This window comes from Bacillus seohaeanensis, assembly GCF_042684945.1.
GTDB classification, from domain to species: domain Bacteria; phylum Bacillota; class Bacilli; order Bacillales; family Bacillaceae_B; genus Rossellomorea; species Rossellomorea seohaeanensis.
In genome coordinates this window covers 64,920-90,970 of sequence record NZ_JBHUMF010000008.1, presented here as the reverse complement: position 1 = coordinate 90,970, position 26,051 = coordinate 64,920, and the positions used below count along the sequence as shown (strand labels likewise).

Sequence of the window (26,051 nt, the reverse complement as noted above, 5' to 3'; positions counted from 1 at the left end):
AGGAAATAGCTACTCTAAAAATTACCGTATGTTCCATGTCAAATCGGATTTTTTGTTGTTTTTCCTTTTATTTTTCAACACCTGTTTTTCACGCGTGAACGACATAACAAAACCGCAGTCCCTACAAATATATAAGTATAAATTTCCAAGTAAAGGAATGGATGACTGACTGTCAAAATCCGCTTCTGCTACTTCACCATCCTGATATCTTTCTAATAGATAATATTCTCCTTCATCAAATGAACTTCCTGAACAAACAGTGCAATAAATTAAATCTTTCACTGACCATCTCTCCTTTCTTTGTACAAGCCTATGAAGCGGGAAACAAAATATGAATATTTTCACGGATTGATTTTTTAACTTTACTCATTGCCTTTAGAGAATAGAAACAGAGCATTTGGAGAAATTTTAAAAGAGGGGAATTCTATTTCTGACTGCACCGGAATATTTATACATTTCCCAATCACTCAATCATATGTAACTAATGAGAAACATTAGTAAAAATGGCACTATTATTTAAAATTCGGTGAATCTTTTTAATATTAATACTTCTGCAAAAATCATTGAATATTAATTTTTTTGAATTATAATAAATTACTGTGACAAAAATTTCAGACAATCAGGAGTGATACAGTGGAAACATCAACACTTGAAAGTTTGCCACAAGGAAAAAAACATCCTAAAGGGTTATACCTCCTTTTCTTTACGGAACTGTGGGAACGTTATAGCTATTATGGGATGCGAGCAATTCTTATACTTTACTTAACAACAGCTTATATTGGTGGAGGCCTTGGTTTAGATCCAGCAAAAGCAATGGCTTTATATGGTTTTTATACAGGGGCAGTTTATTTTACACCTATAATTGGTGGTTGGCTTACTGACCATTACATCGGACTGCGGAGAGCCATTACTATCGGCGGTGTTACAATGGCACTCGGAGACTTCACACTATTTTTAATTCATGCACAATGGGGACTATACTTGGGGCTAGCTCTCCTAATTATTGGAAACGGTTTCTTTAAACCAAATATCTCCACATTGGTAGGAGAATTATATCCCAAAAATGATAAACGGAAAGATGCTGCATTTACTATTTTCTATATGGGAATTAATATCGGTGCGTTTTTCGCCCCACTAGTAGCAGGTTTTCTAGCAGAAGATTTATTCTTAACAGCACTTGAAGATGGCACAATGCACTACGGATTTAAATGGGCATTTTTAGCATCTTCTATTGGAATGACCATTGGGCAAATTATTTTTACTACACAAAGTAAAAAATATCTAGGTAATGTTGGACTAAAGCCAATTCAATCAGTAACAAAGGCAGAAAATAAAAACAAAAATGTTCCTTTAACGAAAAAAGAGAAGCAACGTACAACAGCAATTTTAATCATTGCATGTTTTGTTGTTTTCTTCTGGGCTGGTTTTGAACAAGCTGGTAGTTCTTTTACTCTTTATACAAAGAACTTTATTGATCGAGAAGTATTCGGTTATACAATTCCAGTATCATGGTTCCAGTCTATTAACCCAGTATTCATTGTAATCTTTGCACCAATCCTATCTGCTTTATGGTTAAAACTGTCGAAAACAAATCGTGGTGACTTGAAAACTACAACCAAAATGGGAATGGGAATGATTCTTCTCGGTCTAGGATTTATGGTTCTAATCCCAGCCGTATTACAAACTGGATCAGATGAAGCAAATATTGCAGTAAAAGCAAATGTATTATTTATTATCTTTACCTATTTCTTACACACAATGGGTGAGCTCTTCTTATCGCCAGTTGGTTTATCTCTTGTAAGTAAAGTGGCGCCAATTAAACTTGCTTCCCTTCTTATGGGAGTTTGGTTAGCATCAACTGGTGTCGCAAACATTGTTGCTGGTCAACTTGCTTCCCTTACAGCATCATTAGGATATTTGGAGATCTTTGCTGTTATCGGGGGAACAGCAATCTTCCTTGGTATCATCCTTCTCCTTATTTCTAAAAAGCTTACAAATATGATGGCAGATGCTTAACTTAACAAGTATGGCAGAAAGAAGACCGTTTCGGATAGAAATAGGTCTTCTTTTTTATTTCATTAAAACACCAGTCAATTACTTCAACTTTTACCAATGAATTTTTTTGCAGTTTAGTCATTTTTTCCTCTAATGATACTTCCATTTAACAACCCACCTAAAAGCAAAATCGCAGAGGATAAGTAAAACCACACCATCAGCGTGATAACGCTCCCTAGTTGTCCGTAAACTTCCGTATAATCATTCCAACGAACATATCGAGAATAAACTAAGGACACTGCTTGCCAACCGAAAGTGGCAACTAACGCACCTGGAATAACATAAATAACCGAAATAACTCTGCTCGGTACTACTAGATATAAAAAAGTAAAAAGAAAAAACATGAAGAGAGAACCCATTCCCCACTTAAGTAATAACCATAATTGACTCCAACCATCCGAAAAATGAGCTTGTGTGAAATTTGATTGTTGTATTATTTCTTCTAGTACAGGGACAATTAGTGAAAATGAAATAACGACCATAAACCCAATTGTTAGTAGTAAATCGTAAACAAGAGCAAGAAAAAACGACTTCTTTCTTTTAATATTATAGGCTTCATTCAATGAGCGTACTAATGATTGAACAGCCATAGAGGATAGCCAGAATGTAAAAATAGCACTAATTGACAAGACGTCCCCTCTTCTCGTAGAAAGAATTCGGTCAACAGTATCATGAATCATTTCATACGATTCTGCTGGGGCAAATGGTTTTATTAGTAAGAGGACATTCGTTTCCGTAATAGGAAGATAACTAATAAGAGAAAAAACGAAAAGTAAAAATGGAAAAACTGAAAGCATTAAATAATATCCAAGTTGAGCTGATTGATCATAATAACGTTCAAGAAAAAAGCGCAAAAACACTCGTTTAATATGAAAAAGCATTGTATAACTCTCCTGTGCAAAAGTTTATCTTTATTTTTTCCAATAATAATCGTAATTAGTTATTGTTGAATAACGTGTAAGTGAGAAGGCTCGTGTAAAGAACTCCCACTTTACACGAATCCTCTAAATAGGAATACAGTAAGTAAACTAGTTTTTTAAAAGAGCCCAATTTTTTAGAATCTCTTGCCATTTCTCCTTAACCCTGTTATGATAATAGAGAATTATTTTTGTTCGGAATGTAAGGATTGAACAGTTTCTAAAGCTTTTCGCCTTGATATTTTAATGAGCAAGAATAGTAATACATTTGTGTGGAACGCACACGAGGAGGAAACAAAATGTTAGAAGGTACAGTTAAATGGTTTAACGCAGAAAAAGGTTTCGGATTCATCGAACGCGAAGACGGAGACGATGTATTCGTTCATTTCTCAGCTATTCAAGGCGAAGGTTTCAAAACTTTAGAAGAAGGTCAAAAAGTTTCTTTTGAAATCGTTCAAGGAAACCGTGGCGACCAAGCTGCTAACGTAACAAAAGCATAATAACGCTTTATGTAAAGACTCTGGTTTTCCAGAGTCTTTTTTTGTTGTCTAGCTTTTGCTTTTCTTTCTCTGGCTTCTCCATCTACCCCCACTCGAGGTCTTTCACTGTGATATTTTTTTATCTGTCCCCATTGTACACAAGAGCATATTTTAGGAAAATCTCCCCTTTATCTCTATAATAGTAGATAGTGAAGTAAGTAAGGAGGGTTTTGATGACACAACATCATTTTCATTTAAAAGCAAATTGGCCGGGATTAAGAAATGACGTCGGAACAATAGAAACCGGAGACCTTGTGACGAAAGTTTCCATTCCACCAGAAATGGACGGACCAGGTGTAGGGACAAATCCAGATGAAATGCTGCTTGGTGCTGCAGCAACCTGCTATATTATTACGCTCGCAGCGATGCTAGAACGAAGTAAAATTGATAAAGAACAACTCACGATGGAATCGGAAGGGATTGTCGAAGTTACAAACGGAGTTATTACCTATCAAACGATCATTCACAGACCGCATTTAATACTCTCAGAGCAAGCAACGGAAAAAGAATTAAAACTAGCTAAAAAACTTACAGAAAAAGCAGAGAAATCCTGTATGATTACAAGAGCTATCCAAGGTAATGTAGAAGTGAAACTAGAAGCAAATGTGGAAAAATAAATGCCTGTCCCCAGTCTTTGACATCTTGTCATTAGACCTAGGGACAGGCATCATTTTATGCTATATATGCGGATAACATCCAAACGTGTTTTTCTAATGAAGCACGAATTCCGATAAATAGATCAGCTGTTGGTTGATCATTATCATCCTCAGCAAGCTCAATCACTTCTTTTGATTCTTTAATAACTGTTTTGAAATCTTCTGTTAAGTTTTGAACCATATTTCTAGCTTGTTCCACGCCATTTGCTTCCTCTATAGAAGCAGATTCTAAATACTCTTTCATCGTCGCAATTGGCTGCCCTCCAATAGAAAGCAATCTTTCAGCAATTTCATCAATATAACCTGCTGCCTCACCATAATACTCTTCAAACTTTTCATGTAGTACAAAAAAGTCGTTACCCTTTACATACCAGTGATAATTATGAAGTTTTGTGTAAAGTACATTCCAGTTTGCTAATTGCTTGTTTAATTTGACATTTAGTTGTTGTGCCATATATATCTCTCCTTCATCTCTTTATATATGTATTATATACTAAATTATAATTAATATCAATTAATAATTATTATAATTTAATAAAATCCATTCTTTTATAATGTGACAATATAATCTCTTTATTATACATTTTCATTCTTATTCCAATTCGTATAAGAGTTTTAAACCCTCTTCCTTCTTTTGTTTCTATAACTGTTGATTTTTTATTATTCCTTTTATTAATTATATACAGAATTTGCCCCCTCCATATTGTTTCCTCCTTTATTCGTAGAGTTATATCTTTTAGTAAAAAAGAAAGTTATAGGGAGACTTTATATTGGGAAAGCTCTCAATCAAGTAGAGAGCTTTCCCAATCAGAATTGCGGGAAGTAAAAATTGTATCTATACTAAATTTAGAAGGTTTGTAAGGCAGTATTCTTTAGTCCCCATTGTTTAACCTCCTGCATTGATGTAGGAGGTCTTTTTTGAATAACAGTAGTGAAACTAGTTATTTCAAAGCTATTACAAACAAGTAAATTTATTCAAAAGCCTTTCCTTTTTTATAAAAATCATATAAAATGCCCACTAAGTGATTTTTTTGTGCAACGTGGAAATTTTCCTCGTTTTGTTTAATGAAAGGAGACAAAATCATGAAAAAGCTACTGTACCCACTTATTATTGGCCTAGCTGTTATATTATTAGCGGCATGTGGCGGAGACGAAGAAACCAAAGACAAATCTGATGATAAAGAAAAGACAGAAGAGAATGCCCAATCACAAGAAGAGTTGGCAAAAGAAATGGAAGAGCTGCAAAAAAAATTAGATAAACAAAAACTTGACGAAGACAAAGTCGTAGCGATTGTAAATAAAGAAGAAATTACTGGTAAGGACTTTAATAATATTCTTCCACAATCGCAAATGGCGTTTCAGCAAAATGGTCAAGACCCCACTTCTAAAGAAGCTGCTAAAACAATTAAAGACCAAACGATTGAAAGCTTAATTGGACAAACTCTACTTCTTCAAAAGGCCGATGAAAAAGGATACAAGGCGTCTGAAGAGGAAATTAACAAACAGCTTGATGAAATCAAAGCACAATATGAAGACGAGAAAAAATTTGAAGAAGCGATGAAGCAATCTGGCTTTTCGCTTGACCAATTAAAATCTGAAATCGCTGCAAATGTTAAGTATATGGCCTACGTAGAAAAAGAGATTACTGTAGACGAAGTGAAAGAAGAAGAGATTAAAAAGTTTTACGATCAATTCGCGAAACAAGGTGAATCAAAAGATGTACCAGAATATGAGGAAGTAAAGCCTAAAATCAAATCCCAACTTGAACAGCAAAAGAAATCCGAAAAACTTGTACAGCATGTAGAAGAATTGAAGAAAAATGCTGATGTTGAGATAAAAATTTAATACATTGATTTAAAGCTGCCGTTTTTAGATAACGGCAGCTTTTTTATCACACATTACTTAACAAACACCGGGTTCTAATGATAGAATGTCAAACTCTTTTTGAAAAGTTCTATCACTACTCGTAATTGACTTAAATTGACCATACCTGAAAAGATAGGAATAAGAGTGTAGAGTGTAAGCTCAGCAAATTCCTCTCAAGGATAATATCCTACCCTAAGTATCGATGATAAATCGTTTTTGCTTCTGTTATATCTTTTGTCCCATGAATGAGCACCCTGCCGTCTTGAAAAATAACCATACGGTTTCCCTCTATTTCAAAAGATAGCAAGAAAGGATTACGTTCAACTTTTCCTCTAGTCAACTGTAAATGATGTGCTAAATCTTCTAAGTTTCTGCTACCGCCCTCTTGTGGTCGAAGCTGAACAGTATTTCTCCCACATAATACAGCTGCTTTCAACTGATTTTCATAGGCTAAAAATGGAAAGCTCGGATTATTTCCACATGATACACAATTTTGTTTTTTCAATGCATCAACTGAAATCGATACAAATTGATTTTGCCATAAATCAAACGTGACGAGTTTTTTTCTGATATGTTCAAAATCTTCTACTAAAACTTTTAATGCCTCTGCTGACTGATATGCAATTACCATTTGGACAGCAGGACTTATAATTCCCGTTGTATCACAAGTTGCCCCGCCCATCGGAACACTTTCGAGTAGGCAGTGCAAACAAGGTGTTTTTTTGGGCAAAACAGTGTAACTTATACCATAGCTGCCAACACACCCTCCGTATATCCATGGAATACAATATTTTTGAGCAATATCATTAATAATCAGCCTTATATCAAAATTATCGGTAGCATCAATGATGAGGTCAACACCATGTTGAAGATTCTCTAGTTCCTGCACATTTACATCAGCAATAATTGCCTCAATCGTCACCTCGGAATTAATCATAGTCAAGCGTCTTTTCGCAGCAACTGCCTTTGGTAGGCGGGCTTGCGCATCTTGTTCCGTATATAATTGCTGGCGCTGAAGATTACTCCACTCTACATAATCGCGATCGACAATTGTCACTTTTCCTACACCTGCTCGCACAAGCGTCTCCGCATTGCCGCTTCCAAGTGCTCCAGCCCCAATAATCAAAACATGTTTGTCACTAAGTTTTTGCTGTCCTTCCTTTCCTATAAAGGAAAATAGCTCTTGCCTTGAATAACGCCCACTCAAACAGTACTCATCCCTTCCATTGGACTGCTTGCGGTTGCATATTTTTTCTTCGGTATCCGGCCTGCCTCGTAGCCTAATCTTCCAGCATCAACCGCAAGCTTCATCGCTTTAGCCATTTTTATAGGATCGCTAGCACCTGCAACAGCTGTATTCAACAACACACCATCTGCCCCTAACTCCATTGCCAGTGCAGCATCTGCCGGAGAGCCAATTCCAGCATCAACGATAACCGGAACGGTAGCTTGCTCTATAATCAAGCTAATATTCAGCGGATTAATGATTCCTTGCCCCGACCCAATTGGAGACGCACCTGGCATGATGGCATGAACGCCCATTTCTTGAAGCCTTCTTGCTAAAATAACATCATCCGAAATATATGGCAAAACGATAAACCCCTCCTTCAATAGCTCTTCCGATGCTTTAAGTGTCTCAACAGGATCTGGAAGAAGTGTTTTGAAGTCACCAATCACCTCTACTTTAACCATGTCACAAAGTCCTGATGCTTTCGCGAGTTTTGCCGTCCTGACAGCTTCCTCTGCTGTTTTCGCCCCAGCTGTGTTCGGCAGTAATTTATATTTTTCGAGATCTAGTTTTTCTAAAAAATTAGGTTGATTTGCTTCAAAAATGTTCATCCGACGAACAGAAAATGTCAGTACTTCTGTTTCTGAAACAGTTACAGCCCCTCTTTGGATATCAAAATCAGGATATTTTCCTGTTCCTAAAAGTAATCTTGAGTTAAATTCGTACGTTCCGATTTTCAACATTTCATCCGCCTCCTACAAAATGTACAATTTCTATTTTGTCGCCATTAGCTAGCTTTGTTTCTCCATGATTGCTTTTCTCTAAAATAGTTGTATTTAATTCTACAATTACAACTTTTTGATCTAGTTTAAAATGAGCAAGCAAATCTGAAACAGTAGTTACAGTTTCAGGAACCTGCACTTTGTCGCTATTAATAATTAATTCCACTCTACTCCCCCCTATGTTGTTTGTTTTGTTGAAAGTTTCCTATCGACGCGAAAAGAATGATATAAAGAAATGTCTTCTTTTGTCACAACATCATCGATCATATCCGAGACCATTTTCCCTGTAATTGGGCTGAGCAAAATTCCATTTCGATAATGACCTGCGGCAATATAAAGACCTTTGTAATGTGGATGGGCTCCGATGTAAGGTAAACCATCCCCTGTTTGCGGTCGGATACCCGCCCATGACTTTTCCCATTTAGCACTTCCTATCTCAGGGAGAAGGGATCCGGCACGTTCCATTAGCTTTGATAGTCCCTGCAAGCTAACTGTTTTATCAAAAGTATTGCAATAGCTCGTTGCCCCGACAATTACACGTCCATCTTTTTTCGGAACAATGTAACATCCAAGCTCAGAAAATATCGTAGAAGAAACCAAAGGAACACGTGGTATAACAGAGAAGCACTCTCCTTTAACAGGATAAACGTTCATTTCAACATTCGCTTTTGCTAAAAGCTGACTAGTCCACGCACCAGTCGTAACTACTACATTTTCGGTATGAAACGTATCCGTTGCCGTTATCACCCCTTGCATACAACCATTTTCTATTAGGAAATCGACTACTTCGCTATATTCTAAAAAGTCAGTTCCATATTCCATAGCGGCCTTTATAAAAGCTAGCGAAAGCCTTGGAGCAATCACTTGTCCATCATTCGGAATATACATTCCCCCTAGTAATGATGGTGAAAGTAATGCTTCTTTCTCTAGCAGTTCCTCGGTTGTCAGCCACTTTACCGCTTCGTCCCAATCACGATGAAAGGAAATTTGCTTTTTCAAATTTACAACTTCATCTTCTGTTTCCGCCACTTTAATCATACCTTTGTTGACAAGTCCGATATCCACTCCTGTACGCTCCTCCAGTTCTCGGATAAGAGAAGGAAACATTGCCCGACTTTTCAATGCAAGCTTTAACATCGATATATGTTCATCAATTTCTGCTTGCGCCCCGAGCATTCCAGCAGCTGCACTTGATGCCTCTGCTATTAAACGGTTTTTTTCCAACACCAATACTTTTTTTCCACGCTTTGCTTGGCTGTAGGCGATAGAGCTCCCTATTACACCACCACCAATGATGATGACATCATAAACCTTCTTCATTTGTAAAATCATCTCCATTTACCAGAATGTCTGCATAGTCTTTGGCTGCACGTATTGGGTCAACCGCATTAAATATTCCAGATAACACAGCTATACCTGTTACCTTTGTATCCATTGTTTTCACTACATTTTTCTGTTTGATTCCTCCAATCGCAATCACAGGAATGTTGAGATGGTATGTAACCTTCTGTAATTCTTCCATCCCCTTTGGTGCAATACCATCTTTTGAATTAGTTGGAAAAACATGTCCATATAGGATATAATCAGCCCCCTCTTTTTCTGCCTGCATCGCTTCTTGGAAAGAGTGTACCGATTTCCCAACAGAGAGTGATGGAAATACACTTTTTACCACTTCGACCGGCAAACTATGAAATCCAAGTTGCACACCTTTTACCCCCAGAGCAATTGCTGCATCCACTCGATTGTTAATAATAATTTTCCCCGGAGGAACACCACCAGTAAGGAGACGCTTTCCTATTTTATAAACCTCCCTTGCTGATTTATCATGTTCGCGAATATGAATTGCTTGTACAAATGGATGTATACCTCGAGCGGTGTCTACCAATCTATCAATTGATTGCTTTCCTGTAGAAATTGCATGTAATAACGGTTTTGCTTCCATAAAACAACTCCTTTTTTAGATTCCAGTAACCATAAAATGAAGTTTTAATCAGTGGGAGGGGATTTTACTGTCCGTTAATATGGGATAAAAAAACACTCTTCAGCCTACGAAGAGTGTTCAGAAAAAACTTAGATTTCCCATTCCACTTTCCTACGCTGGTCTCAACCAGATCAGGTTCAAAGGGTTTAGATATTCATCATTCTCAGTCTAAAAAGACTCCCCTAGTGCTGCCTATTTAATTTTTAGGCTCTTTTCGTAAAGTTTGTTGCTTTTGAACGAAAAACTAAGTTTAATCAACGGGCTGAATGTATAAGTAAAAACAACAATCGATGAGAAAAGAGCCAATTTTTATAACAAGCTACAAACCCACTATTTCATCGTAAATCCTCCATCAACGATAATATTTTGACCCGTGATAAACTGCGACCATTTACTACCAAAAAATAACACACTCCCTACAATATCATTTGGCTTTGCAATCCTCCCAAGCGGTGTTTGCTCAATGATGCTGTTCTTCACTTCTTCCTTTGTCAGCTTACTTGCTTCGGTTGGATAAACAATACCCGGCGCTACACAATTTACCGTAATTCCAAATGGACCGAGATCAACAGCAAGGTTTTGCGAAAAAGAAAGGAGTGCCCCTTTCGCGGTCGTATAGTCATGGTAAGGAACAACTGGACGTTGAACTAGATTGCTAATCATATTAATGATTCTTCCAAAACTATTTTCCTTCATAAGAGGAACACTGTATTTACAAGTTAAAAACGAAGCCTTTAAAGAACCATCGAGTTGTCGTTGATAATCCTCCCAATCGATTTCCCAAGCTAGTTTTCGCTGGTCAGGATCAAAACGATAGGAATGTAAGGCATTATTCACTAAAATATCCACTCTATCGAATTCCTCTCTAACTACCGATAGTAGCCTTTCAACATCTTCCTCTTTCGTAACGTCCGCTTTGACTGCAATGCAGTCAACGTTGTACTTATTAACCATTTCCTTTGCTAAATCATGCGCTAACTTCTCACTCTTCACATAATTAATGATGACGTTCGCCCCATGTTTAGCAAAACCTTCCACTAATTCTGCACCTATTCCTCTGCTCGATCCTGTTATTAATGCTACTTTTCCCTCTAGTGATATATTCATAAGTTATCAACCTTCTACTTCAATTTTTCAACAAGGTCATTTGTGACCGCACTTTCAATTTGAACACTTTTCTTTAACAACCCTAACTCAACATATGTTTTTTCTACTTTCTTTACGACATCAAGATCCAACCAGCCTAATTCTTTCTTGTTTTCAGCAGACTTGTTTCTAATTTTAATGATTTCGAGATTACGTGCTTCATCCTTACCATCTATTGCCTTCTCTATTGCTACTTTAGCAACTTCTTTAGGATGCTCCATCATATATTGCGTACTATCTTTGTATACCTGTAAAAAATTCACTAATGCATCTTGCTTTTTTTCATACACATCAGAAGTGACAACAAACACGTCAGACGGAGTATTTAATACATTTTTTACTTCCATCACATCAACATCGCCAAGGCCTTTTTGCTTCGCATCATATAATCCCGTGTCTGTTGCTGCTGTAGCGGCAACCTTCCCATTCATTAGGGGAGCAAAATTTAATACCCCAGTTGGAATAATATTGACATCCTCTTCCTTCATACCCACAGAATGCAATAGAACTTGTAGATTTTGATACGTTCCACTACTTAAACTGTACACCCCGATATTTTTCCCTTTTAAATCTTCTATACTGGTAATATGACTCTTTTTAAGCGATACAAGATTAAATACATTTTCCGGGTAGATATTATAGATTATTTTTAAATCTGCGCCTTTTTCAATCGCAAGCAGGACAGCTTCAATATTTGCAAAAGCGATATCCGCATTACCTGCGACAATATTTTTTACTGCCTCCCCACCTCCTGCACCAGGAACAAATTCATAGTCGATCCCAGCATTTTCAAACCAGCCTTTTTCTTCGGCTACATACAAGTTGCTTTGCTCAACAATTTCATTGCTCCAGGATGCCATGCGGATTTTTTCTAAACCATCTGTATTCTTCTGACTACTGCTACCTGGTTGTTGATTCATTGTCCCGTTGCTACAGCCGGAAATAATAAGAACAACGACAACAAGAGATATAAGCGAAAATTTCTTCATCATTAGTTTCTCCTATGAAATGTATATTTTTTAAATAACTTTTTTTCTAAAACGTCCATTATTTGATAACAACTAACGCCAATCGCAGTAAGCAAGAGGAAGGAAGAAAAAATCATCGGAGTATCCATCGATCCTTGAGCGACAATGATAAGAGCCCCTAATCCTTCGCTTGCGCCAATAAATTCACTGACAACCGCCCCAACCACACTGAGTACTATCGCAACTTTCATACCAGAAAAGATATATGGAATAGCAACAGGAATTCGAAGCTTCCATAAAATTTGTAGCTTACTAGCTTTTAAACTACGAAATAAATCTACCTTCTCCCCATCGACAAGTCTCAGTCCTGTTAACGAACTTTCAAAAAGGGGGAAAAAACAAATTAATGCAATAATAAGAAGCTTTGGCAAAATACCATACCCGAACCAAAGGACAAATAATGGCGCCAAGGCGAGCTTAGGCATTGCTTGTGAAGCAATAATATAAGGATGAAGCACCTTATTCAACAAGCTAGATTGAGAAACAGTAACTCCTAATAAAAGACCTACAAGTGAACCAATCAAAAAGCCCGCGATAATTTCAATGACTGTTACCCTCAAATGCGGCCAAATAAATCCACTTTTAACTAACTGGATTATGTCCATTAAGATAACAGAAGGTGTTGGCAAAATAAGTTCCGGTATGCTTCGAATACGGACAACGACTTCCCAGGCGGTTAGCAAAACAACTAATAGAAAAAAAGAATAAAGTAGATGCTTTTTCATAGGTGTTCCACACTCTCATAAATTTCTGCAACTACATTTACAAACCTTTCACTGAACCTAATAGAAGCATCTCTTTTTTCATCCAAGTCCAGCCAAAATTCTTTACTTATACATGCAGGTTTTCCTCCTAAAAGAACTACCCGATCCGATAATAACACCGCCTCTTCAATATCATGAGTGACTAAAATAATTGTCGGCTTCATCACTTGTGAAATGTTTAATAACTCTTTTTGCAGTTGCCCTTTTGTTATCGCATCTAATGACGAAAAAGGTTCGTCTAATAAAAGCACATCTGGTTCAGTGATAAGCATTCGAGCTAATGCAACACGAGCTTTCATTCCGCCAGAGCATTCATGAGGATATTTATACGCGGCATCCTGTAAACCGACCAGCTTCATCATCTGTTTCGCTTTATTCCTGTCTTCCTTCATCACTTTTCGCTTTAACTCCAATGGTAGCAGTACATTATCTAAGACCGATCTCCATTCTAATAAAATAGGAGTTTGAAAAAGATAAGAAACATGTTCATGCGGTTCTTGAATAAGTTCGTCATGAATAAAAACACGGCCTTCATAGTTAGCAGTAAGACCAGCGACGCATTTCAACAAACTAGATTTCCCGCAACCACTTTTTCCAATAATACTTATACATTCACCCTTTTGTATTTCAAGGTTGATGTTGTCTAGTATAGGCACTTTTTTGTCGTACGCTAAACGTAAATCATCTATTACAATGCTCAAAAAACTACACCACTTTCTCTTTCCAAACGCATTAATCTCGAAATGGATCAAATGTGTCCATCGTTTCCTCAACAGTGGATTCCACATCAACCCACCTTACCAAATCCGCAATCGAAAAGCGTCCATCATGATGCCATCCTGGCTCTGGGTTAGACATATTTCCTAAAAAACAAATACGATTGACTCCAAGCTCTCCTAATAGATTGATAACTTTCTGAAATCGGGCAGGTGAGCTTGCGACCCCAGCTGTTTGTAAATATTCCCGTACAAGGTCCAGCTTTTCCGACAGCTCCTCGATTGAGTGAATAGGAACCACTGTAATAAAGCGATTAAGTGTGGATAGCGGGAATTTATCATCCTCCCGATACACAACAGTCCAAGCTGTTGAATTCCTACTATGGATAATAGCTACCTTTGTATTCGTAAACGATTGAAACTCAGCTTTCGATCGCTCCTGTATTAGTAAATTATTCTCCCTTGATGACAGCTTTGCCCTAGGCATTTTAGTCTCAACGTTTCTCATTTCATTTGCTAACATTCCCATAAATTCTTTCGGAGAATAATCCCCCTTCCGTTCGACAAAGAAAACATGCGGGGACAAACATCCTTGCTGATCAAACCATGATGCATCATGTGCCGCTCTTCTTGCTGTTTCTCTCCCTAACGTTCTCGTTAACGCTTCCTTTGTTATTACGCCAAAGCTTATCTTATGTCCATGAGGATAAAAATTAACGTTTGATGGTATTCTTTGCTCTATCGCCTGAATGGATCGATCACTACCATAGGCAATAACGGCTTCTGTTTGAGTAAAAGCTTTATTTTCAAGCAATTCATCTCCACCTTTCCACCATACAATTGCCATCGTTTTTGCAAAATCGGGGTCTACCATTTCAATCGTTTTCGTAAAAAGTACTGGAAACAACGGCTCGGACGACGAAACCTTTCCAAGCGTGGCAGACTTTACTAGCATTCCCGCAACCAGGCTGTATAGCGGAAGGCCCGGAACATTCCCAGAAAAAAAGTGAGTAATCATTTTTGGCCCATATGCTCTATATAACCCCCCCGCCCTCCTTGGTCGAAACTCGTCTAATACAAATGGGTTTGGAAAATCTTCCTCTATCATTCTTTGTAACTTCTCTTTTCGGAAGTTTCTTAAATACTTTGATAAAAACAAATGAATCATTTCCCCATCATATCCGGTTATGATTGGTAGATACTCCTCTGCTAGCCTTCGATAGATAAAGTTTGGGTCAAGCCAAAGCTCAATCGCACGGTCTATAATCGAAATAATATCATTTGTAGAAAGTTTTTTAACATAACGATCCCGATTCTGTCTAATTACTTTGATAATCTTTTGTAAGTCATTCACTTCTAGTTTAGGAACATTGAGTTGAATAGAAGAGTTGTTATTATGAAAGACCAATTTTTCGCTTTTGGCATTTATTTCACTTGGGATAAAGTAACAATCCAGCTGTTGAATGCTTGTTTTCATCTACTTTTACCCACTGTCGTCAATTCTTCCACTGCTAATGAACATCCTTTTGCCTCTGCCCCTTCCATTCGGCCTAATAAACGAAAACCTTCATCTGTTTCTATCCCAACATCCTCTGTAAGGATTCCAAATACGGAATGAACATTTGCAAGGTCATAATGAACAAGAAGCCCTTTATCTCCTTTATTAACAGGTTGTAGTGTTTCAGGATCGATGACGAATGTTTTCACCCAATGAGGTGGGATAAAATCGGACGCTTTCTCAAAATTATAAAATTGCGAGCTGAGTTCAGTCATACCATACATATTTCTGCATTGAGTTTTGGAAAGGTTAAATAAGGTACAGATTTCCGTTGTAAACTCCTCGACCCCCATTTCTCGAGTCTTTCCTTTTGAACCGCCCGTATGCATAACAATACTCTCTGATGGAAGCTCGCACGAAATTCGGTTCTCATGACAATAATCAATAAACTGAATAAATGAAAATGTAGCTCCCAAAATAAACAGGGCTTCCCCTTTCTTTTCTGCTTTTCTCACTATCTCAAGAAAACGAGGGATATCAAATTTATTTTGACTGACAACATATTCACTGTCCTCTGTACCAAAATGTTCTACAGCAAGGTCCAAATACGTTGCCAAAGAAGAATTTGGCATTTCTTTTATATTCGGAAATAAAACAATCATTCGCATGTTTCTCTTTCCGGCCATCATTCCTTGCTGAAAATTACACAGCATTGACCGTCTCCATATATGTAAAGACTTATGAATGTTTTTTCCTCTTTTCTCTAGATTCGTCGTCCCACTCGTCATAAAAACAGCTTCTGCTTCCTCTACTCGAAAACATGCTAGATCTACCTCTTTAAACGCTTGTATTGGCACAACAGGAATATCCTGTAGCTGCTTAATTGTTCTCGGCGATACCCGTTTATTGCGACAATATTTTCTATAAGTAGAATTTGATTTATATTGAAACGCAAATACCTTTGAAGCCATTTGGAAAAATTCCGCATTCTCTTTTTCTCTATTGTCCTCAATAAAATCCATTACTTCTTCCTTTAGCATTTCATATTCCATGTAAAGCCTCCTTTCCGTTGCCTATTAAACCTATTTCTATAACTTTAATGGAAGTGGTTCGACTAAAGACGATAGCTTTTCTAGGAAAACTATAGAGGATGTTCTTTACCTCAACTATTTTCAGAAAAGATTTCGGGACTTTAGGTACTGTAACTAAACAAAAAACCACTTCCCTACATGATGTAAGAAAGTGGTTTTTATATAGATAACAATTGAAAAAATACCATTATCATTCCACTTCCCTACGCTGGTATCAACCAGATCAGGTTCAAAGGGTCTTAAAGTATACTTTAATCTCAGCCTTTAAAAGGCTCCCCTAGTGACAACTTTATTTAATTGGTTATATTTTGAATTTTAACATAAAACTTGGAGATGTAAACGGGTAATGACAAAATAATTGTAGAGGACTTGAATGAACATTTAATTACAAGTATACTAGAATGAGGGTTATTTACAGAATATTCAATAATAAATCCGGGAGGTTGTTATGTATTTTTCCATTTTTAATTCTTCACTAAACTATTAATCAATTAGAACATTTTCATTTGGATTTTTTCTAAACAATTGGAGGTATAAAAATGGTTGAAAAACTCCGTCCTTATTGGCCTGCAAGCTTGCCAACAAAGTTGAACTATTTACACGGTGAAAAAACATTATATGAATACTTGCTTTATTATGGACAACATCGTAAAAATGACACAGCGTATATTTATTATGGAACAGAAATAACTTGGGAAGAGCTTTTAGATAATGTTCAGCGGTTATCCAGTTATTTACACAAAAAAGGGGTTAAAAAAGGAAGCTGCGTTGCTATCTATATGCAAAATTGTCCCCAATATATCATTACACACTTTGCCATTCAACAATTAGGTGGTGTCGTCGTCCCGCTTAACCCGATGTATAAAGCTGACGAATTATCTTATTTTCTAAAAGAAGCTCCAATCATTGGAATTGTCGCCAGCGATGACGGCTACGACGAACTAATGAAAGCAACAAGTGATTCCCTCTCCTTCATTGTTACAACAAACTACCAAGATTTCCTCCTAGAAGAACCTACACTACCCATTTGTCCAGAACTATCACTTCAAAAGCTTACACTTTCTGATACCGATGATCTTCTCACTATTATAAAAAACGAAACTCCGCAACAGGAACACACAGATATTGATTTATGGAACGATATTGGACTTATGGTCTTTACATCAGGAACGACCGGAAGACCTAAAGGTGCCCAGCTTACATATGGGAACGCCCTGTTTAAGACCGCTGCTTCTGCTCAGGCAAATGGAATAGGAAGTCAGGACCGGATAATGGCTAGTGCACCACTAAGTCATATCGCTGGAATGGTTATGGGGGTCAATACCCCTGTATATACAGGGATTCCTTGTGTGTTGTTTACTCGATTCGATCCCATTGCGACAGTAGACGCGATTGAACAATATAAAATTACAGCATGGTACAGTATCGCTCCGATGAATGGTGCCATTCTTCAATTACCTAATATTTCGGAAAGAAACTTATCTTCGTTAAAAAATAATTTAGCAACAAGTTTTGGATTACAAGTTACCGCAGAATTGGCCGCTAAGTGGAAAGAGGTTACAAAGGGCTGTGTTCTCTATGAAGCAGCCTATGGACTGAGTGAAACCCATACATGTGACACGTTCATGCCCAAAGAGAAAATTAAATTTGGATCGTGCGGAATACCAATTTATAACACAAAGCTTCGAATTGTACATCCCGAAACAGGGCAAAATCAACCACCAGGGAAATCCGGTGAAATTGTAATTAAAAGTCCTGGCGTTTTTAAAGGTTATTTAAACCGAAAAGAAGCAACGGTTGAAACATTAAAAAATGGCTGGGTATATACAGGAGATATTGGCTATATAGATGAGGAAGGCTATTTATATTTTCAAGGTCGCGTAAAAGAAATGATTAAATGCTCAGGTTACAGTGTATTCCCAGAGGATGTCGAAGCATTACTCAACAACCATCCAGCCATCAAGCAGTCTGCCGTGATTGGCGTACCAGACCCAATTCGTGGTGAAACGGTGAAAGCGTTTGTTGTGCTACACGACTCATCGACTAATAAACTGACAGAAAATGATATTATCCGTTGGTCAAAGGAGCATATGGCCGCTTATAAGTATCCTAGATATGTAGAAATCATAGACCAACTACCTTCCACCCCTTCTGGTAAAGTGTTGAGAAAACTGTTAAAGGATAAGTAAATCTGTAAAGTTGGGAGCGGCCCAGCCAGAAGCGATAAGCTTTATTGAAAAGACCACAATCTTTCTAGTTTTTTTTGGGAATTAGCGATACCAAAAGGAAAGTAGCTCGTCTAAGGGTTCGAGTTGCTTTCCTTAGAAAAAGGAGAGTTCATAATGGAGACACTAAAAAGCTTAACGAATGAACTTACAGAACGGAAAGAAAAAGCTAAACTTGGCGGTGGCCCAGCTAAAATTGAGGAACAGCATAGAAAAGGTTTGTTAACAGCAAGAGAGAGGATTGCTAAATTAGTAGACTCTGGAACATTTCAAGAACTAGGTGCGTTAAATGTTTCCGATATAAGTGGAGTGGACAAGGCAAGCTACGGAGATGGATTAATTGCAGGATTAGGAAAAGTAAACGGCAGACCTGCTGTTATCCAAGCAGGTGATAAGACTGTACTAGCAGGAACAGAGGGTAATGTTCATATCCGAAAATCAAAAAAGATTCATGAATTTGCAATAAAAAATGGGTTACCAATGTTTTTACTTAATGAGGGTGGTGGCTTACGTATGCCTGATGGAATGGGGTCGGATGGCATCAGTGATAAGCTATTTCCAAGAGAAATGTTAACTCAGCATCGACAAATCCCTACCATGTCCGCAATACTCGGGGATAGCTTTGGTGGCCCAACATGGATGGCCGTCTCATCTGATTTTGTCACTCAGCTTCAAGGTACCTGTATGGCTATCGCTGGCCCTAGAATGCTAGAGCTTGCAAATGGTCAAAAAACGACACCAGAAGAGCTAGGCGGTGTGGATATTCATAATAAATACACTGGTCAAATTGATCACGATGGTGCAAATGAGGACGAGTGTATCGAAGCACAGAAGGCATTCTTCGACTATATGCCACAAAATGCTAATGAAAGACCAGCAATGAAAGTAACGACTGATGATCCTTATCGCCTTGTTAGTAAAGTAAACTCTATTCTCCCTGAGCAAAGCAATCGTGTTTATGATATGAATCGAATTATTGAACAGATTGTTGATGATGGGTCAACATTTGAATATCAACGAAAATTTGGTAAAGGTCTTATTACATTGTTTGCACATATTAATGGGCATGTCGTTGGTATCATTGCGAGTCAACCAAAGTATTTTGCAGGTGCTGCTGGCCCACAAGAATGCCAAAAGGCGACAGAATTTATTTGCTTATGTGACTCCTACCATATCCCATTGATTTTCCTTCATGACACACCAGGCTTTCGCATCAGCAGTGAGGCGGAAAAAGCAAAAATGCCGACCAAAATCATGGTATGGAATCAGGCTCTCGCCTTAGCAACCGTTCCAAAAATATCGATTGTAATAAGAAAAAGTATCGGGGCAGCTTATGGAAATATGTGTGGACCTGGGATGGGTGGAGATTTAGTCGTAGCCTGGCCTACAGCTGAAATTAATTTTACTGGTCCAGAAGTTGGGATTAACGTTGTGTACGGTCGACAAATAGCTCAATCAGAAAACCCTGAAGAAATGCGCCAACAATTATTACAAAACTGGTCCTTCGATAGTTCACCTTACAAAGCAGCGGCCAAACATTTAATCGATGATATCATTAAACCCGAGGACACGAGAAAATTTCTTAGTCAGTCGTTAGAGTTCTTATTAACTTCAAAAAAAGAGAAAAGTGAAAGACTATTAGCTACGTGGCCGACGGGGATTTAAGCGGTGGAAAAATATCGCACTAGTTAATCTATGTAATCAGTTTAAATGGATTTTTTAAAAAATATTGTGGGTGGCTCATCCATTATAGCAATGATGAACCACCCTAATATATTAAAACCTTAATAGTAATAATTATTAATAACAAGTTCCTTTCGCAAATAAAACTGTAACTATTCCGTTCTCCGAGAAACTATTTCCCGTTTCAAAAAATATTCTTATGGTTAGAAAATGCAGGATTATTTAATAGGAAATGACAATCTATTACAATATGGATTTGAATGAATGTCTAATAACATCCCCACGACTAATGATTCCAAATAATACTCCGTTTCTCTCAACTGGTAGTTTCTTAATTTGTTTTTTTCCTAAAAAAGCAGCAATATTCTCTATGTCCTCATCCCAAGAAACTTTAAAAACATTTTTTTTAGCAATGTCTAGAACATTTATATTCATCAGTCGTTTTTTTCTTTCCTCAAATTCTTCATCGTCTCCGTTCACCACGAAAGCATAGGAAAAAGAATTCACGACTAGATTCTCATGCTTACCGATATATCGCATAATATCTCCATCACTCACATAAGCAATAATCTCGTTTCTATCGTTTACTACCGGAAGGCCGCTGATACGATGTTCAATAAATTTTTCGATGACTGTTCGTACCGTGTCAGTTTCCTTCACTTTATGTACTTGATTAATCATGATTTCATGAGCTTGCATTTTCAGCCTCCTACCATGAATTTACTTTTCTATTCAATAAAGTATATAGTAAAATTGCATTATTGTATTATACAAGTAATTAGCGCAATGTCAATGAAGTGTATAGTTGACTGAACACAAAGCAATTGCAATGATGCTATCATATGAGCATAAAAATAAGGTAGAAAAACATGGATGACTATTCGCTAAGAACCATCGAGTTTGAACTGGCCACCCTAATTCATCGGATTACACCAATTACAACCGATAAAAAATTCGCCAACCTTGATTAATCTTCCTACCTTTTCCTGCACCAAATAGACTCTTATAGATATGCTGTTGTAAAGGGACTAGCGGATGAATTTCAACTTAATATTTTGACTGTAAGCAGATAAGCACCCCCTAGATAAAAAGAAATATGTATATAAAATGCCTGACTCATCTGATAAGCGAGCGCACTTCCTTCAGGTGACGAATGTGAAGAAACAAGAATTAACCGACTATAAACAAGCTCGAATGGTTAAAATTACAGAACTTCTGAAGAACTGGTCTGATGAAGAACGACAAGCATTCGGAAAGTTTAAACAAAATTTACTCAAACGCTTATTTAACTATTTAACAACATTCTTAACTCACAGAAAAGTGGATTGCCTTTTCCCCTCAATATTTTTCTTTAAAGATCCCCCCTAAAGACTGTAACTAGACAGACATAAGTATCCAAGAATTTCCGGATATTTTCATTCGTTCTTCCCTCCTTCATCATTTCATAGATTACCTATCAAATGAAACCTAATCCCTACATCATATCTAGTAAAAAAAAAGCTTATAAACGTATCGGCATCAACAACCAATTCCATCTACAAGCTCTAATATCATCTATTTAATTAATCATCATTCTTTATTTATCTCCTACACTCACCAAAACCTTTACACTGTCCTCAACACGACGCACAAATTTTTGATGCGTGTCTCTAGCTAATTTTATATATTCATCCGATGCAGCGGAGCGTTCTTTGCTGCTTTTCTTTAAGTTTTCAAGATAGGTCTTACTATTTTCAATCGCTCTTTTCTCTAGTTTTTCTGCCACATCAAAGGATGATTTAATTGGTGTTAGGAAGAGGCTTTCCCACTGGTTTCCAACGTTTTTCCATTGATCGCGTAGTTCTTGCCTTTTTTCTAGAAACTTTTCTTCAGAATTCTTGGGTTGGATTTGATTTATCACATCTGCGTTTGTCTTTTTTGTTTCTTCATAAAATGTTTTAAGAGTGTTGCGATATTCAGAACTAAATTTTGTTGATTCCTGAAGTGCTTTTATGTAAGCTTCATAACGACTTTCACGAAGCTTACGAGATCTTTGTAGTGCACCCTCATATTGATTCCATATTGTATTTACAATAGAATCTGATAAATATTCTTGTTCCTTTTGTTCATTCTTCTTTTGTTCGCTCTTCTTTTGAGTCATGTTTATTCCTCCCCTTATTGTTACTAGATTTCTCTATAGAATCCTTCTTTTGAAAAGAAGGGATGTAGAGCTCAAGAAAACTTGAATACATGTTAAAAAATTGGTCTAACATTGATTGGTAACTTTCTAATTGATTTGCATATCCTTGTAAGTAGGTGATTCCTGTCTCGGTAATTGAATATTTCCTTTTGGCGGGACCACTTCCTGTAATATCCCATTCAGAAGACACTAAATTTTCTTGTTCTAGTTTTCGCAATAAACGATATAGATTTCCCTGATCAATTGTTCTTAATCCAAATGCTTGCAACTTTTGAATCATCTCATAGCCATGTAAGGACATTTTGCTGAGAAGTAATAAAATAAATGGCTTAATAAAATTTTTTGTTGGAGTTAAAGTTTGATCTTTGTTGTCATTTGCCACTTTTTTCACCTCGATAATCATTTTCTATATATGTATTTTACACATATAAGTTATATTGTGTCAACACTGCATATATATAAAACAACAGAAACTGTTGAAAATGTTTATTTTTTATGAAATTTGGCGATAAAGACAACCAAATAGTTGAAGGAGGAAATACATGTGGAAGAATTAAAAAGTTACGATACAATGATGCCCTATTTACGTATGGGTGACGGTGAGCCGCTAGTCCTTATTCACGGATTAGGAGAAGTAAAAGAAGGCTGGACGAAACAATTTGAATTAGCGGATCAATATGACCTAATTATTCCAGACTTAAGGGGACATGGTGATAACCAGACGCTGGAAGGCATCACAATTGAAAATTTTGCGAGTGACGTCTTATCCCTACTTGAAGATCTAAATATTGAAAGCGCTCACATATGTGGACTCTCGATGGGTGGTGCTGTAGCTCAAGAAATTTATCGTCAAGCTCCTGAGAAATGTCTATCATTAAGTTTAATTAGCACGTTCCATTATGCCCCAAAGCAATTAAGAAAAATGGTGTTTAAAATTCGGAAAGCACGATCTCTTATGTTATCTCCTCGCCAGCAAAATATAATGGCTGCAAGAACGTGTCTTTACTCTTGGAAAAAAGAAAATGTTGAGGAGTTTTTCAAATTTTACAAACCAAATAGAAAAGGTTATTTAAAATCAATGAAAGCGTGTATGGAGGTTGATAATCGTTCATTGTTACCAACCATAAAAGTTCCAACACTCGTCGTTGGCTGCCAATACGACTCCGTCATCCCTGTTTGGATCCAAATCCTCATGCATGAACAAATCCCTCAATCTGATTTAGTAATTTTTAAGAAATCCGGCCACATTGCGAAATTAGAAGCTACCGAAGAGTTCAACCAAACGTTACGCCGCTTTTTAAATAAACATAAAGTGACACCAAGTGCAGGATAGGGTGGAAGGAGCTTGTCCTTCCCCCTTCCATTTTATTGTATGATGTACGATGTAAACTATGACAGTTAACTAACTACTACTTTATCTTTTCACCTGAGCGCTCGGATATCCACTTATCTACTAAACCAGCAAACTTACCTGTTAATGCTAAACTAACATGCCCTGCTTCTACAAGCTGATACGTTTTGTCTTCACTCGATACTAAGTCCATTAGTGGCAAGCTTTGTTCCTCTGGTACAAGATGATCATTACTTGAACTAATCACCAAAAGGTTTGCCTCAACTTTTCCTAAATCTACCTTCTTACCACGAATTGTAAGCTCTCCTTTAACAAGCTTATTTTCTTTAAATAAGTCATTATTTAATTGTCGGAATGCTTTACCCGTAAATGGTACATGGTCTTTAGTCCATTTGTTCATACGGCGCCATTTATCAACAAAACGTTTGTCATATGCACGGTTTAACAGCGTTACATACGGACTATAATAGACTGGAGACATCGATCTAAACATACCTTCCACATACGGACCAGGAATTAGACCATAAACATCTATAAAACGGTCGATATTGAATTCACCATTTTTTAATCCTTTCGCCCATTTATCTGGGAGAGGTGACGTACTAAAATCGATTGGAACTGTCGCAACAATTAGATTCTTAATTGGTTCCTCTGCAACTGCAGCATAGATAGATGCTAACGTTCCACCTAAACAATATCCGACAATAGACACTTCACTAGCACCCGAATGTCGTAGTGTACGCTGAACTCCTTTTTGGATGTAATCGATAATATAGTCATCCATACTAATCTCTTTATCTTCGTAACCAGGAACCCCCCAGTCTAATAAATAAACATCATAACCACTATTTACTAGTTCTTCAATAACACTTGAACCCGGTGCTAAATCTAGAATATAAGATCGATTAAATAGGGAGTAAACAAAAAATAAAGGAACATCGTATTTCTTTTCAACAGCAGGATAGTACCATAATGTGGCTTTATTTTTTTTCCAAACTGCATGTCTTGGCGTATTGTCAACATTAGGTTCAGGTTCATTTATAATGTTTAAAAATTTATTCCATCGTTTCATCTCTTTTTCAACATCATAAGAGGGTATTAGGTTTTTGTTTAGTGTATCCGTTGCCAAATCTGTTCCTCCTCATCCATCATCATTTAGAATTTGTAAGAGCTAATTCACGTTGTTGCTCTTGTTTTTCTTCTGCTTCTACATCGTTAGTTGTAATCATCAGCTCTTTGAGGATGGCAATTTCCTCTTTTAAACTATGTATATCAGCCAATTCACCTTTAACTTCTTGTAGTTCAGATCTCATCTCTTTTGTTTCAGCTAATTCTTTTTTCGTCTTTGTAAGTTCCGTTTTAAGCCGTTTCGTAAGCTTAATAATGTCACTAGAAACATCTACAATACTTTCAATTTCTTTATTAGAAGAATCAACAGAATCTTGTAATTTCCAAATCTGTTCCTCTAATGAATCAATCTTTTCTTCTGTTTGCAGTGATAATTTTGCAATATTAGCTACATCGCTTTTCGTTGGAAAGTTTAACTGACTTGCTAACAATTCTTGGTTCTTTCTAAGCATTTCTAAAAAACGTGCATGCGCATCAGAATTCATTCTTGAAAATTGTACAAATTCTCGATTATTTGTCCATAAATGAATCATATCATTTATCTGTTTTTCCCACTGGTCACTATATTTCTTAAACGTATCATACGGATCATATGTTTTATTTCTTGACATTAGTAGTCCCCCTCATTCTTTGATTATGACTTTGTTAGTTCGTTTGAACGTTCCATGTATTTATGGAACGGAAAGAACATATTTTTTACTTGATTTGTCATAACTTTCATAAATGCTCGTTGATTATTTTGGATAATGGAGGCTGTTTCTTTCACATTTACAACATACTGATTTCTATTTTTCTGAATAAACTCAATGTATTTTGTAAATGCGTCGACAAAACTGTCGACATTTTCTCCGCTTGCTAGATTGCGGAAAGGGATTGCTGTTAATTCTTCTGTTTTGCTTTTAACTTGGTCTAGTTGCTTATTAATTTCTTCATACGATTTCAATGGAAATAAGTATTGAAGCCCTGTTGTTGCTGATAGAAGCTCTTCTCTTGACTTTTGTTCCCACTCACCAAGTTCTTTAGAAAACTGCTCTGTAAGCTCTTTTCTATTTTTTTGACTTCGTTTCACATTCTCTGCTAATTGTTTTGCTGATTGAACAATAACCTCTTCCCGATAGTTTGCCCTTTCCATCCAAGCATCAACTTCTTGAAATGCTTGATTCCATAAAAGGTCCAAACTTGAAACATTTTTTTCATTTTCATTTTTTACTGTCATGA

General features: G+C 36.9%; 28 protein-coding genes and 2 riboswitches. Of the genes, 8 read left to right on the top strand and 20 right to left on the bottom strand.

All coding sequences use genetic code 11. The features are described from left to right. Positions 1-21: 21 nt before the first annotated feature. Positions 22-282, bottom strand: a complete 261-nt coding sequence (locus tag ACFSUL_RS03435; protein WP_377932731.1) for a hypothetical protein — start codon at positions 280-282, stop codon at positions 22-24. A gap of 351 nt (positions 283-633) precedes the next feature. Here ACFSUL_RS03435 and ACFSUL_RS03430 point away from each other — a divergent pair, with 351 nt between their 5' ends. Beyond that, positions 634-2,016, top strand: coding sequence for a peptide MFS transporter (locus ACFSUL_RS03430; protein WP_377932729.1), 1,383 nt, complete (start codon positions 634-636; stop codon positions 2,014-2,016). A 113-nt stretch (positions 2,017-2,129) separates the two neighbouring features. On the opposite strand, the gene ACFSUL_RS03425 is transcribed toward ACFSUL_RS03430, so the two are convergent. Continuing rightward, positions 2,130-2,936 carry a YihY/virulence factor BrkB family protein gene (locus tag ACFSUL_RS03425; protein WP_377932727.1) on the bottom strand — a complete coding sequence of 269 codons (807 nt, stop codon included), beginning with the start codon at positions 2,934-2,936 and terminating at the stop codon, positions 2,130-2,132. Between the two features lie 335 nt (positions 2,937-3,271). On the opposite strand from ACFSUL_RS03425, the gene ACFSUL_RS03420 reads away from it, so the two are divergent. Together ACFSUL_RS03420 and ACFSUL_RS03415 are read left to right on the top strand one after the other, a co-directional pair. After that, positions 3,272-3,472 carry a cold-shock protein gene (locus ACFSUL_RS03420; protein ID WP_071413038.1) on the top strand — a complete coding sequence of 67 codons (201 nt, stop codon included), beginning with the start codon at positions 3,272-3,274 and terminating at the stop codon, positions 3,470-3,472. Between the two features lie 212 nt (positions 3,473-3,684). Beyond that, positions 3,685-4,128, top strand: coding sequence for an OsmC family protein (locus tag ACFSUL_RS03415; protein WP_377932724.1), 444 nt, complete (start codon positions 3,685-3,687; stop codon positions 4,126-4,128). Between the two features lie 55 nt (positions 4,129-4,183). Here the strand turns inward: ACFSUL_RS03415 and ACFSUL_RS03410 are convergent, their stop codons facing one another. Continuing rightward, positions 4,184-4,621 (bottom strand): Dps family protein, encoded by a 438-nt coding sequence (locus ACFSUL_RS03410; RefSeq protein ID WP_377932722.1) that lies wholly within the window; start codon positions 4,619-4,621, stop codon positions 4,184-4,186. Between the two features lie 629 nt (positions 4,622-5,250). Here ACFSUL_RS03410 and ACFSUL_RS03405 point away from each other — a divergent pair. Continuing rightward, entirely contained in the window at positions 5,251-6,012 is a 762-nt protein-coding gene (locus ACFSUL_RS03405) for a SurA N-terminal domain-containing protein (RefSeq protein WP_377932720.1), read from the top strand. 208 nt (positions 6,013-6,220) lie between these two features. On the opposite strand, the gene ACFSUL_RS03400 is transcribed toward ACFSUL_RS03405, so the two are convergent. From ACFSUL_RS03400 to ACFSUL_RS03350, 11 genes are all read right to left on the bottom strand, one after another. Then, on the bottom strand, positions 6,221-7,240 hold the full coding sequence (locus ACFSUL_RS03400) for a thiazole biosynthesis adenylyltransferase ThiF (RefSeq protein WP_377932718.1): 1,020 nt from the start codon (positions 7,238-7,240) through the stop codon (positions 6,221-6,223). Continuing rightward, on the bottom strand, positions 7,237-8,004 hold the full coding sequence (locus ACFSUL_RS03395) for a thiazole synthase (protein WP_377932716.1): 768 nt from the start codon (positions 8,002-8,004) through the stop codon (positions 7,237-7,239). The genes ACFSUL_RS03400 and ACFSUL_RS03395 overlap by 4 nt, the downstream gene beginning before the upstream one ends. Position 8,005: 1 nt before the next feature. After that, complete coding sequence (gene thiS, locus ACFSUL_RS03390) at positions 8,006-8,209, bottom strand: sulfur carrier protein ThiS (RefSeq protein WP_071413044.1); 204 nt, start codon at positions 8,207-8,209, stop codon at positions 8,006-8,008. An 11-nt stretch (positions 8,210-8,220) separates the two neighbouring features. Further along, positions 8,221-9,363 (bottom strand): glycine oxidase ThiO, encoded by a 1,143-nt coding sequence (gene thiO, locus ACFSUL_RS03385; RefSeq protein WP_377932714.1) that lies wholly within the window; start codon positions 9,361-9,363, stop codon positions 8,221-8,223. Then, positions 9,347-9,985, bottom strand: coding sequence for a thiazole tautomerase TenI (gene tenI, locus ACFSUL_RS03380; RefSeq protein ID WP_377932712.1), 639 nt, complete (start codon positions 9,983-9,985; stop codon positions 9,347-9,349). Before tenI ends, thiO begins: the two co-directional genes overlap by 17 nt. Before the next feature lie 130 nt (positions 9,986-10,115). Further along, positions 10,116-10,218, bottom strand: a riboswitch (TPP riboswitch). Between the two features lie 136 nt (positions 10,219-10,354). Beyond that, positions 10,355-11,131, bottom strand: a complete 777-nt coding sequence (locus ACFSUL_RS03375) for a 3-oxoacyl-ACP reductase (protein WP_377932710.1) — start codon at positions 11,129-11,131, stop codon at positions 10,355-10,357. A gap of 14 nt (positions 11,132-11,145) precedes the next feature. Beyond that, complete coding sequence (locus ACFSUL_RS03370) at positions 11,146-12,162, bottom strand: ABC transporter substrate-binding protein (protein WP_377932708.1); 1,017 nt, start codon at positions 12,160-12,162, stop codon at positions 11,146-11,148. Beyond that, positions 12,162-12,923 carry an ABC transporter permease gene (locus ACFSUL_RS03365; RefSeq protein WP_377932706.1) on the bottom strand — a complete coding sequence of 254 codons (762 nt, stop codon included), beginning with the start codon at positions 12,921-12,923 and terminating at the stop codon, positions 12,162-12,164. The genes ACFSUL_RS03370 and ACFSUL_RS03365 overlap by 1 nt, the downstream gene beginning before the upstream one ends. Next, positions 12,920-13,663, bottom strand: coding sequence for an ABC transporter ATP-binding protein (locus tag ACFSUL_RS03360; RefSeq protein ID WP_377932704.1), 744 nt, complete (start codon positions 13,661-13,663; stop codon positions 12,920-12,922). The genes ACFSUL_RS03365 and ACFSUL_RS03360 overlap by 4 nt, the downstream gene beginning before the upstream one ends. A 31-nt stretch (positions 13,664-13,694) precedes the next feature. Then, positions 13,695-15,155 (bottom strand): acyl-CoA reductase, encoded by a 1,461-nt coding sequence (locus tag ACFSUL_RS03355; RefSeq protein ID WP_377932702.1) that lies wholly within the window; start codon positions 15,153-15,155, stop codon positions 13,695-13,697. Next, positions 15,152-16,228, bottom strand: coding sequence for a LuxE/PaaK family acyltransferase (locus ACFSUL_RS03350; RefSeq protein WP_377932700.1), 1,077 nt, complete (start codon positions 16,226-16,228; stop codon positions 15,152-15,154). Before ACFSUL_RS03350 ends, ACFSUL_RS03355 begins: the two co-directional genes overlap by 4 nt. Before the next feature lie 222 nt (positions 16,229-16,450). After that, a riboswitch (TPP riboswitch) is annotated at positions 16,451-16,556 on the bottom strand. A 250-nt stretch (positions 16,557-16,806) separates the two neighbouring features. Here ACFSUL_RS03350 and ACFSUL_RS03345 point away from each other — a divergent pair. Next, positions 16,807-18,456 carry a class I adenylate-forming enzyme family protein gene (locus tag ACFSUL_RS03345; protein ID WP_377932698.1) on the top strand — a complete coding sequence of 550 codons (1,650 nt, stop codon included), beginning with the start codon at positions 16,807-16,809 and terminating at the stop codon, positions 18,454-18,456. Between the two features lie 153 nt (positions 18,457-18,609). Continuing rightward, on the top strand, positions 18,610-20,157 hold the full coding sequence (locus ACFSUL_RS03340; protein ID WP_377932696.1) for an acyl-CoA carboxylase subunit beta: 1,548 nt from the start codon (positions 18,610-18,612) through the stop codon (positions 20,155-20,157). 261 nt (positions 20,158-20,418) lie between these two features. Here ACFSUL_RS03340 and ACFSUL_RS03335 read toward each other — a convergent pair whose 3' ends face one another. Further along, positions 20,419-20,874: a CBS domain-containing protein gene (locus ACFSUL_RS03335; RefSeq protein ID WP_377932693.1), complete on the bottom strand. Its 456-nt coding sequence runs from the start codon at positions 20,872-20,874 to the stop codon at positions 20,419-20,421. A gap of 456 nt (positions 20,875-21,330) precedes the next feature. Here ACFSUL_RS03335 and ACFSUL_RS03330 point away from each other — a divergent pair, with 456 nt between their 5' ends. Then, positions 21,331-21,543, top strand: coding sequence for a hypothetical protein (locus ACFSUL_RS03330; RefSeq protein ID WP_377932691.1), 213 nt, complete (start codon positions 21,331-21,333; stop codon positions 21,541-21,543). A 208-nt stretch (positions 21,544-21,751) separates the two neighbouring features. Here ACFSUL_RS03330 and ACFSUL_RS03325 read toward each other — a convergent pair whose 3' ends face one another. Together ACFSUL_RS03325 and phaQ are read right to left on the bottom strand one after the other, a co-directional pair. Beyond that, positions 21,752-22,315, bottom strand: a complete 564-nt coding sequence (locus tag ACFSUL_RS03325) for a hypothetical protein (RefSeq protein WP_377932689.1) — start codon at positions 22,313-22,315, stop codon at positions 21,752-21,754. Continuing rightward, positions 22,281-22,736 carry a poly-beta-hydroxybutyrate-responsive repressor gene (gene phaQ / locus ACFSUL_RS03320; protein WP_084778448.1) on the bottom strand — a complete coding sequence of 152 codons (456 nt, stop codon included), beginning with the start codon at positions 22,734-22,736 and terminating at the stop codon, positions 22,281-22,283. Before phaQ ends, ACFSUL_RS03325 begins: the two co-directional genes overlap by 35 nt. A 162-nt stretch (positions 22,737-22,898) precedes the next feature. Here phaQ and ACFSUL_RS03315 point away from each other — a divergent pair, with 162 nt between their 5' ends. Next, on the top strand, positions 22,899-23,687 hold the full coding sequence (locus ACFSUL_RS03315) for an alpha/beta fold hydrolase (RefSeq protein WP_377932687.1): 789 nt from the start codon (positions 22,899-22,901) through the stop codon (positions 23,685-23,687). Between the two features lie 76 nt (positions 23,688-23,763). Here the strand turns inward: ACFSUL_RS03315 and ACFSUL_RS03310 are convergent, their stop codons facing one another. The 3 genes from ACFSUL_RS03310 to ACFSUL_RS03300 are packed head-to-tail and all read right to left on the bottom strand — an operon-like array spanning position 23,764 to position 26,049. Further along, positions 23,764-24,834, bottom strand: a complete 1,071-nt coding sequence (locus ACFSUL_RS03310) for an alpha/beta fold hydrolase (RefSeq protein WP_377932685.1) — start codon at positions 24,832-24,834, stop codon at positions 23,764-23,766. Positions 24,835-24,856: 22 nt separating this feature from the next. Beyond that, entirely contained in the window at positions 24,857-25,444 is a 588-nt protein-coding gene (locus ACFSUL_RS03305; RefSeq protein ID WP_377932683.1) for a polyhydroxyalkanoate biosynthesis repressor PhaR, read from the bottom strand. Positions 25,445-25,467: 23 nt separating this feature from the next. Beyond that, the gene (locus tag ACFSUL_RS03300; RefSeq protein WP_377932681.1) at positions 25,468-26,049 is read right to left on the bottom strand and encodes a hypothetical protein; all 582 of its coding nucleotides are present in this window, start codon (positions 26,047-26,049) and stop codon (positions 25,468-25,470) included. Between the last annotated feature and the right edge of the window lie 2 nt (positions 26,050-26,051).

Excerpts from the sequence above, each read along its gene's own strand:
- ACFSUL_RS03365 (WP_377932706.1), bottom strand. The coding sequence starts at position 12,923 with ATGAAAAAGCATCTACTTTATTCTTTTTTTCTATTAGTTGTTTTGCTA.
- ACFSUL_RS03350 (WP_377932700.1), bottom strand. The coding sequence starts at position 16,228 with ATGGAATATGAAATGCTAAAGGAAGAAGTAATGGATTTTATTGAGGAC.
- ACFSUL_RS03410 (WP_377932722.1), bottom strand. The coding sequence starts at position 4,621 with ATGGCACAACAACTAAATGTCAAATTAAACAAGCAATTAGCAAACTGG.
- ACFSUL_RS03355 (WP_377932702.1), bottom strand. The coding sequence starts at position 15,155 with ATGAAAACAAGCATTCAACAGCTGGATTGTTACTTTATCCCAAGTGAA.
- ACFSUL_RS03395 (WP_377932716.1), bottom strand. The coding sequence starts at position 8,004 with ATGTTGAAAATCGGAACGTACGAATTTAACTCAAGATTACTTTTAGGA.
- ACFSUL_RS03415 (WP_377932724.1), top strand. The coding sequence starts at position 3,685 with ATGACACAACATCATTTTCATTTAAAAGCAAATTGGCCGGGATTAAGA.
- ACFSUL_RS03345 (WP_377932698.1), top strand. The coding sequence starts at position 16,807 with ATGGTTGAAAAACTCCGTCCTTATTGGCCTGCAAGCTTGCCAACAAAG.
- ACFSUL_RS03405 (WP_377932720.1), top strand. The coding sequence starts at position 5,251 with ATGAAAAAGCTACTGTACCCACTTATTATTGGCCTAGCTGTTATATTA.
- tenI (WP_377932712.1), bottom strand. The coding sequence starts at position 9,985 with ATGGAAGCAAAACCGTTATTACATGCAATTTCTACAGGAAAGCAATCA.
- ACFSUL_RS03340 (WP_377932696.1), top strand. The coding sequence starts at position 18,610 with ATGGAGACACTAAAAAGCTTAACGAATGAACTTACAGAACGGAAAGAA.
- ACFSUL_RS03335 (WP_377932693.1), bottom strand. The coding sequence starts at position 20,874 with ATGCAAGCTCATGAAATCATGATTAATCAAGTACATAAAGTGAAGGAA.
- ACFSUL_RS03375 (WP_377932710.1), bottom strand. The coding sequence starts at position 11,131 with ATGAATATATCACTAGAGGGAAAAGTAGCATTAATAACAGGATCGAGC.
- ACFSUL_RS03325 (WP_377932689.1), bottom strand. The coding sequence starts at position 22,315 with ATGACTCAAAAGAAGAGCGAACAAAAGAAGAATGAACAAAAGGAACAA.
- thiO (WP_377932714.1), bottom strand. The coding sequence starts at position 9,363 with ATGAAGAAGGTTTATGATGTCATCATCATTGGTGGTGGTGTAATAGGG.
- ACFSUL_RS03370 (WP_377932708.1), bottom strand. The coding sequence starts at position 12,162 with ATGATGAAGAAATTTTCGCTTATATCTCTTGTTGTCGTTGTTCTTATT.
- ACFSUL_RS03305 (WP_377932683.1), bottom strand. The coding sequence starts at position 25,444 with ATGTCAAGAAATAAAACATATGATCCGTATGATACGTTTAAGAAATAT.
- ACFSUL_RS03300 (WP_377932681.1), bottom strand. The coding sequence starts at position 26,049 with ATGACAGTAAAAAATGAAAATGAAAAAAATGTTTCAAGTTTGGACCTT.
- ACFSUL_RS03425 (WP_377932727.1), bottom strand. The coding sequence starts at position 2,936 with ATGCTTTTTCATATTAAACGAGTGTTTTTGCGCTTTTTTCTTGAACGT.
- ACFSUL_RS03420 (WP_071413038.1), top strand. The coding sequence starts at position 3,272 with ATGTTAGAAGGTACAGTTAAATGGTTTAACGCAGAAAAAGGTTTCGGA.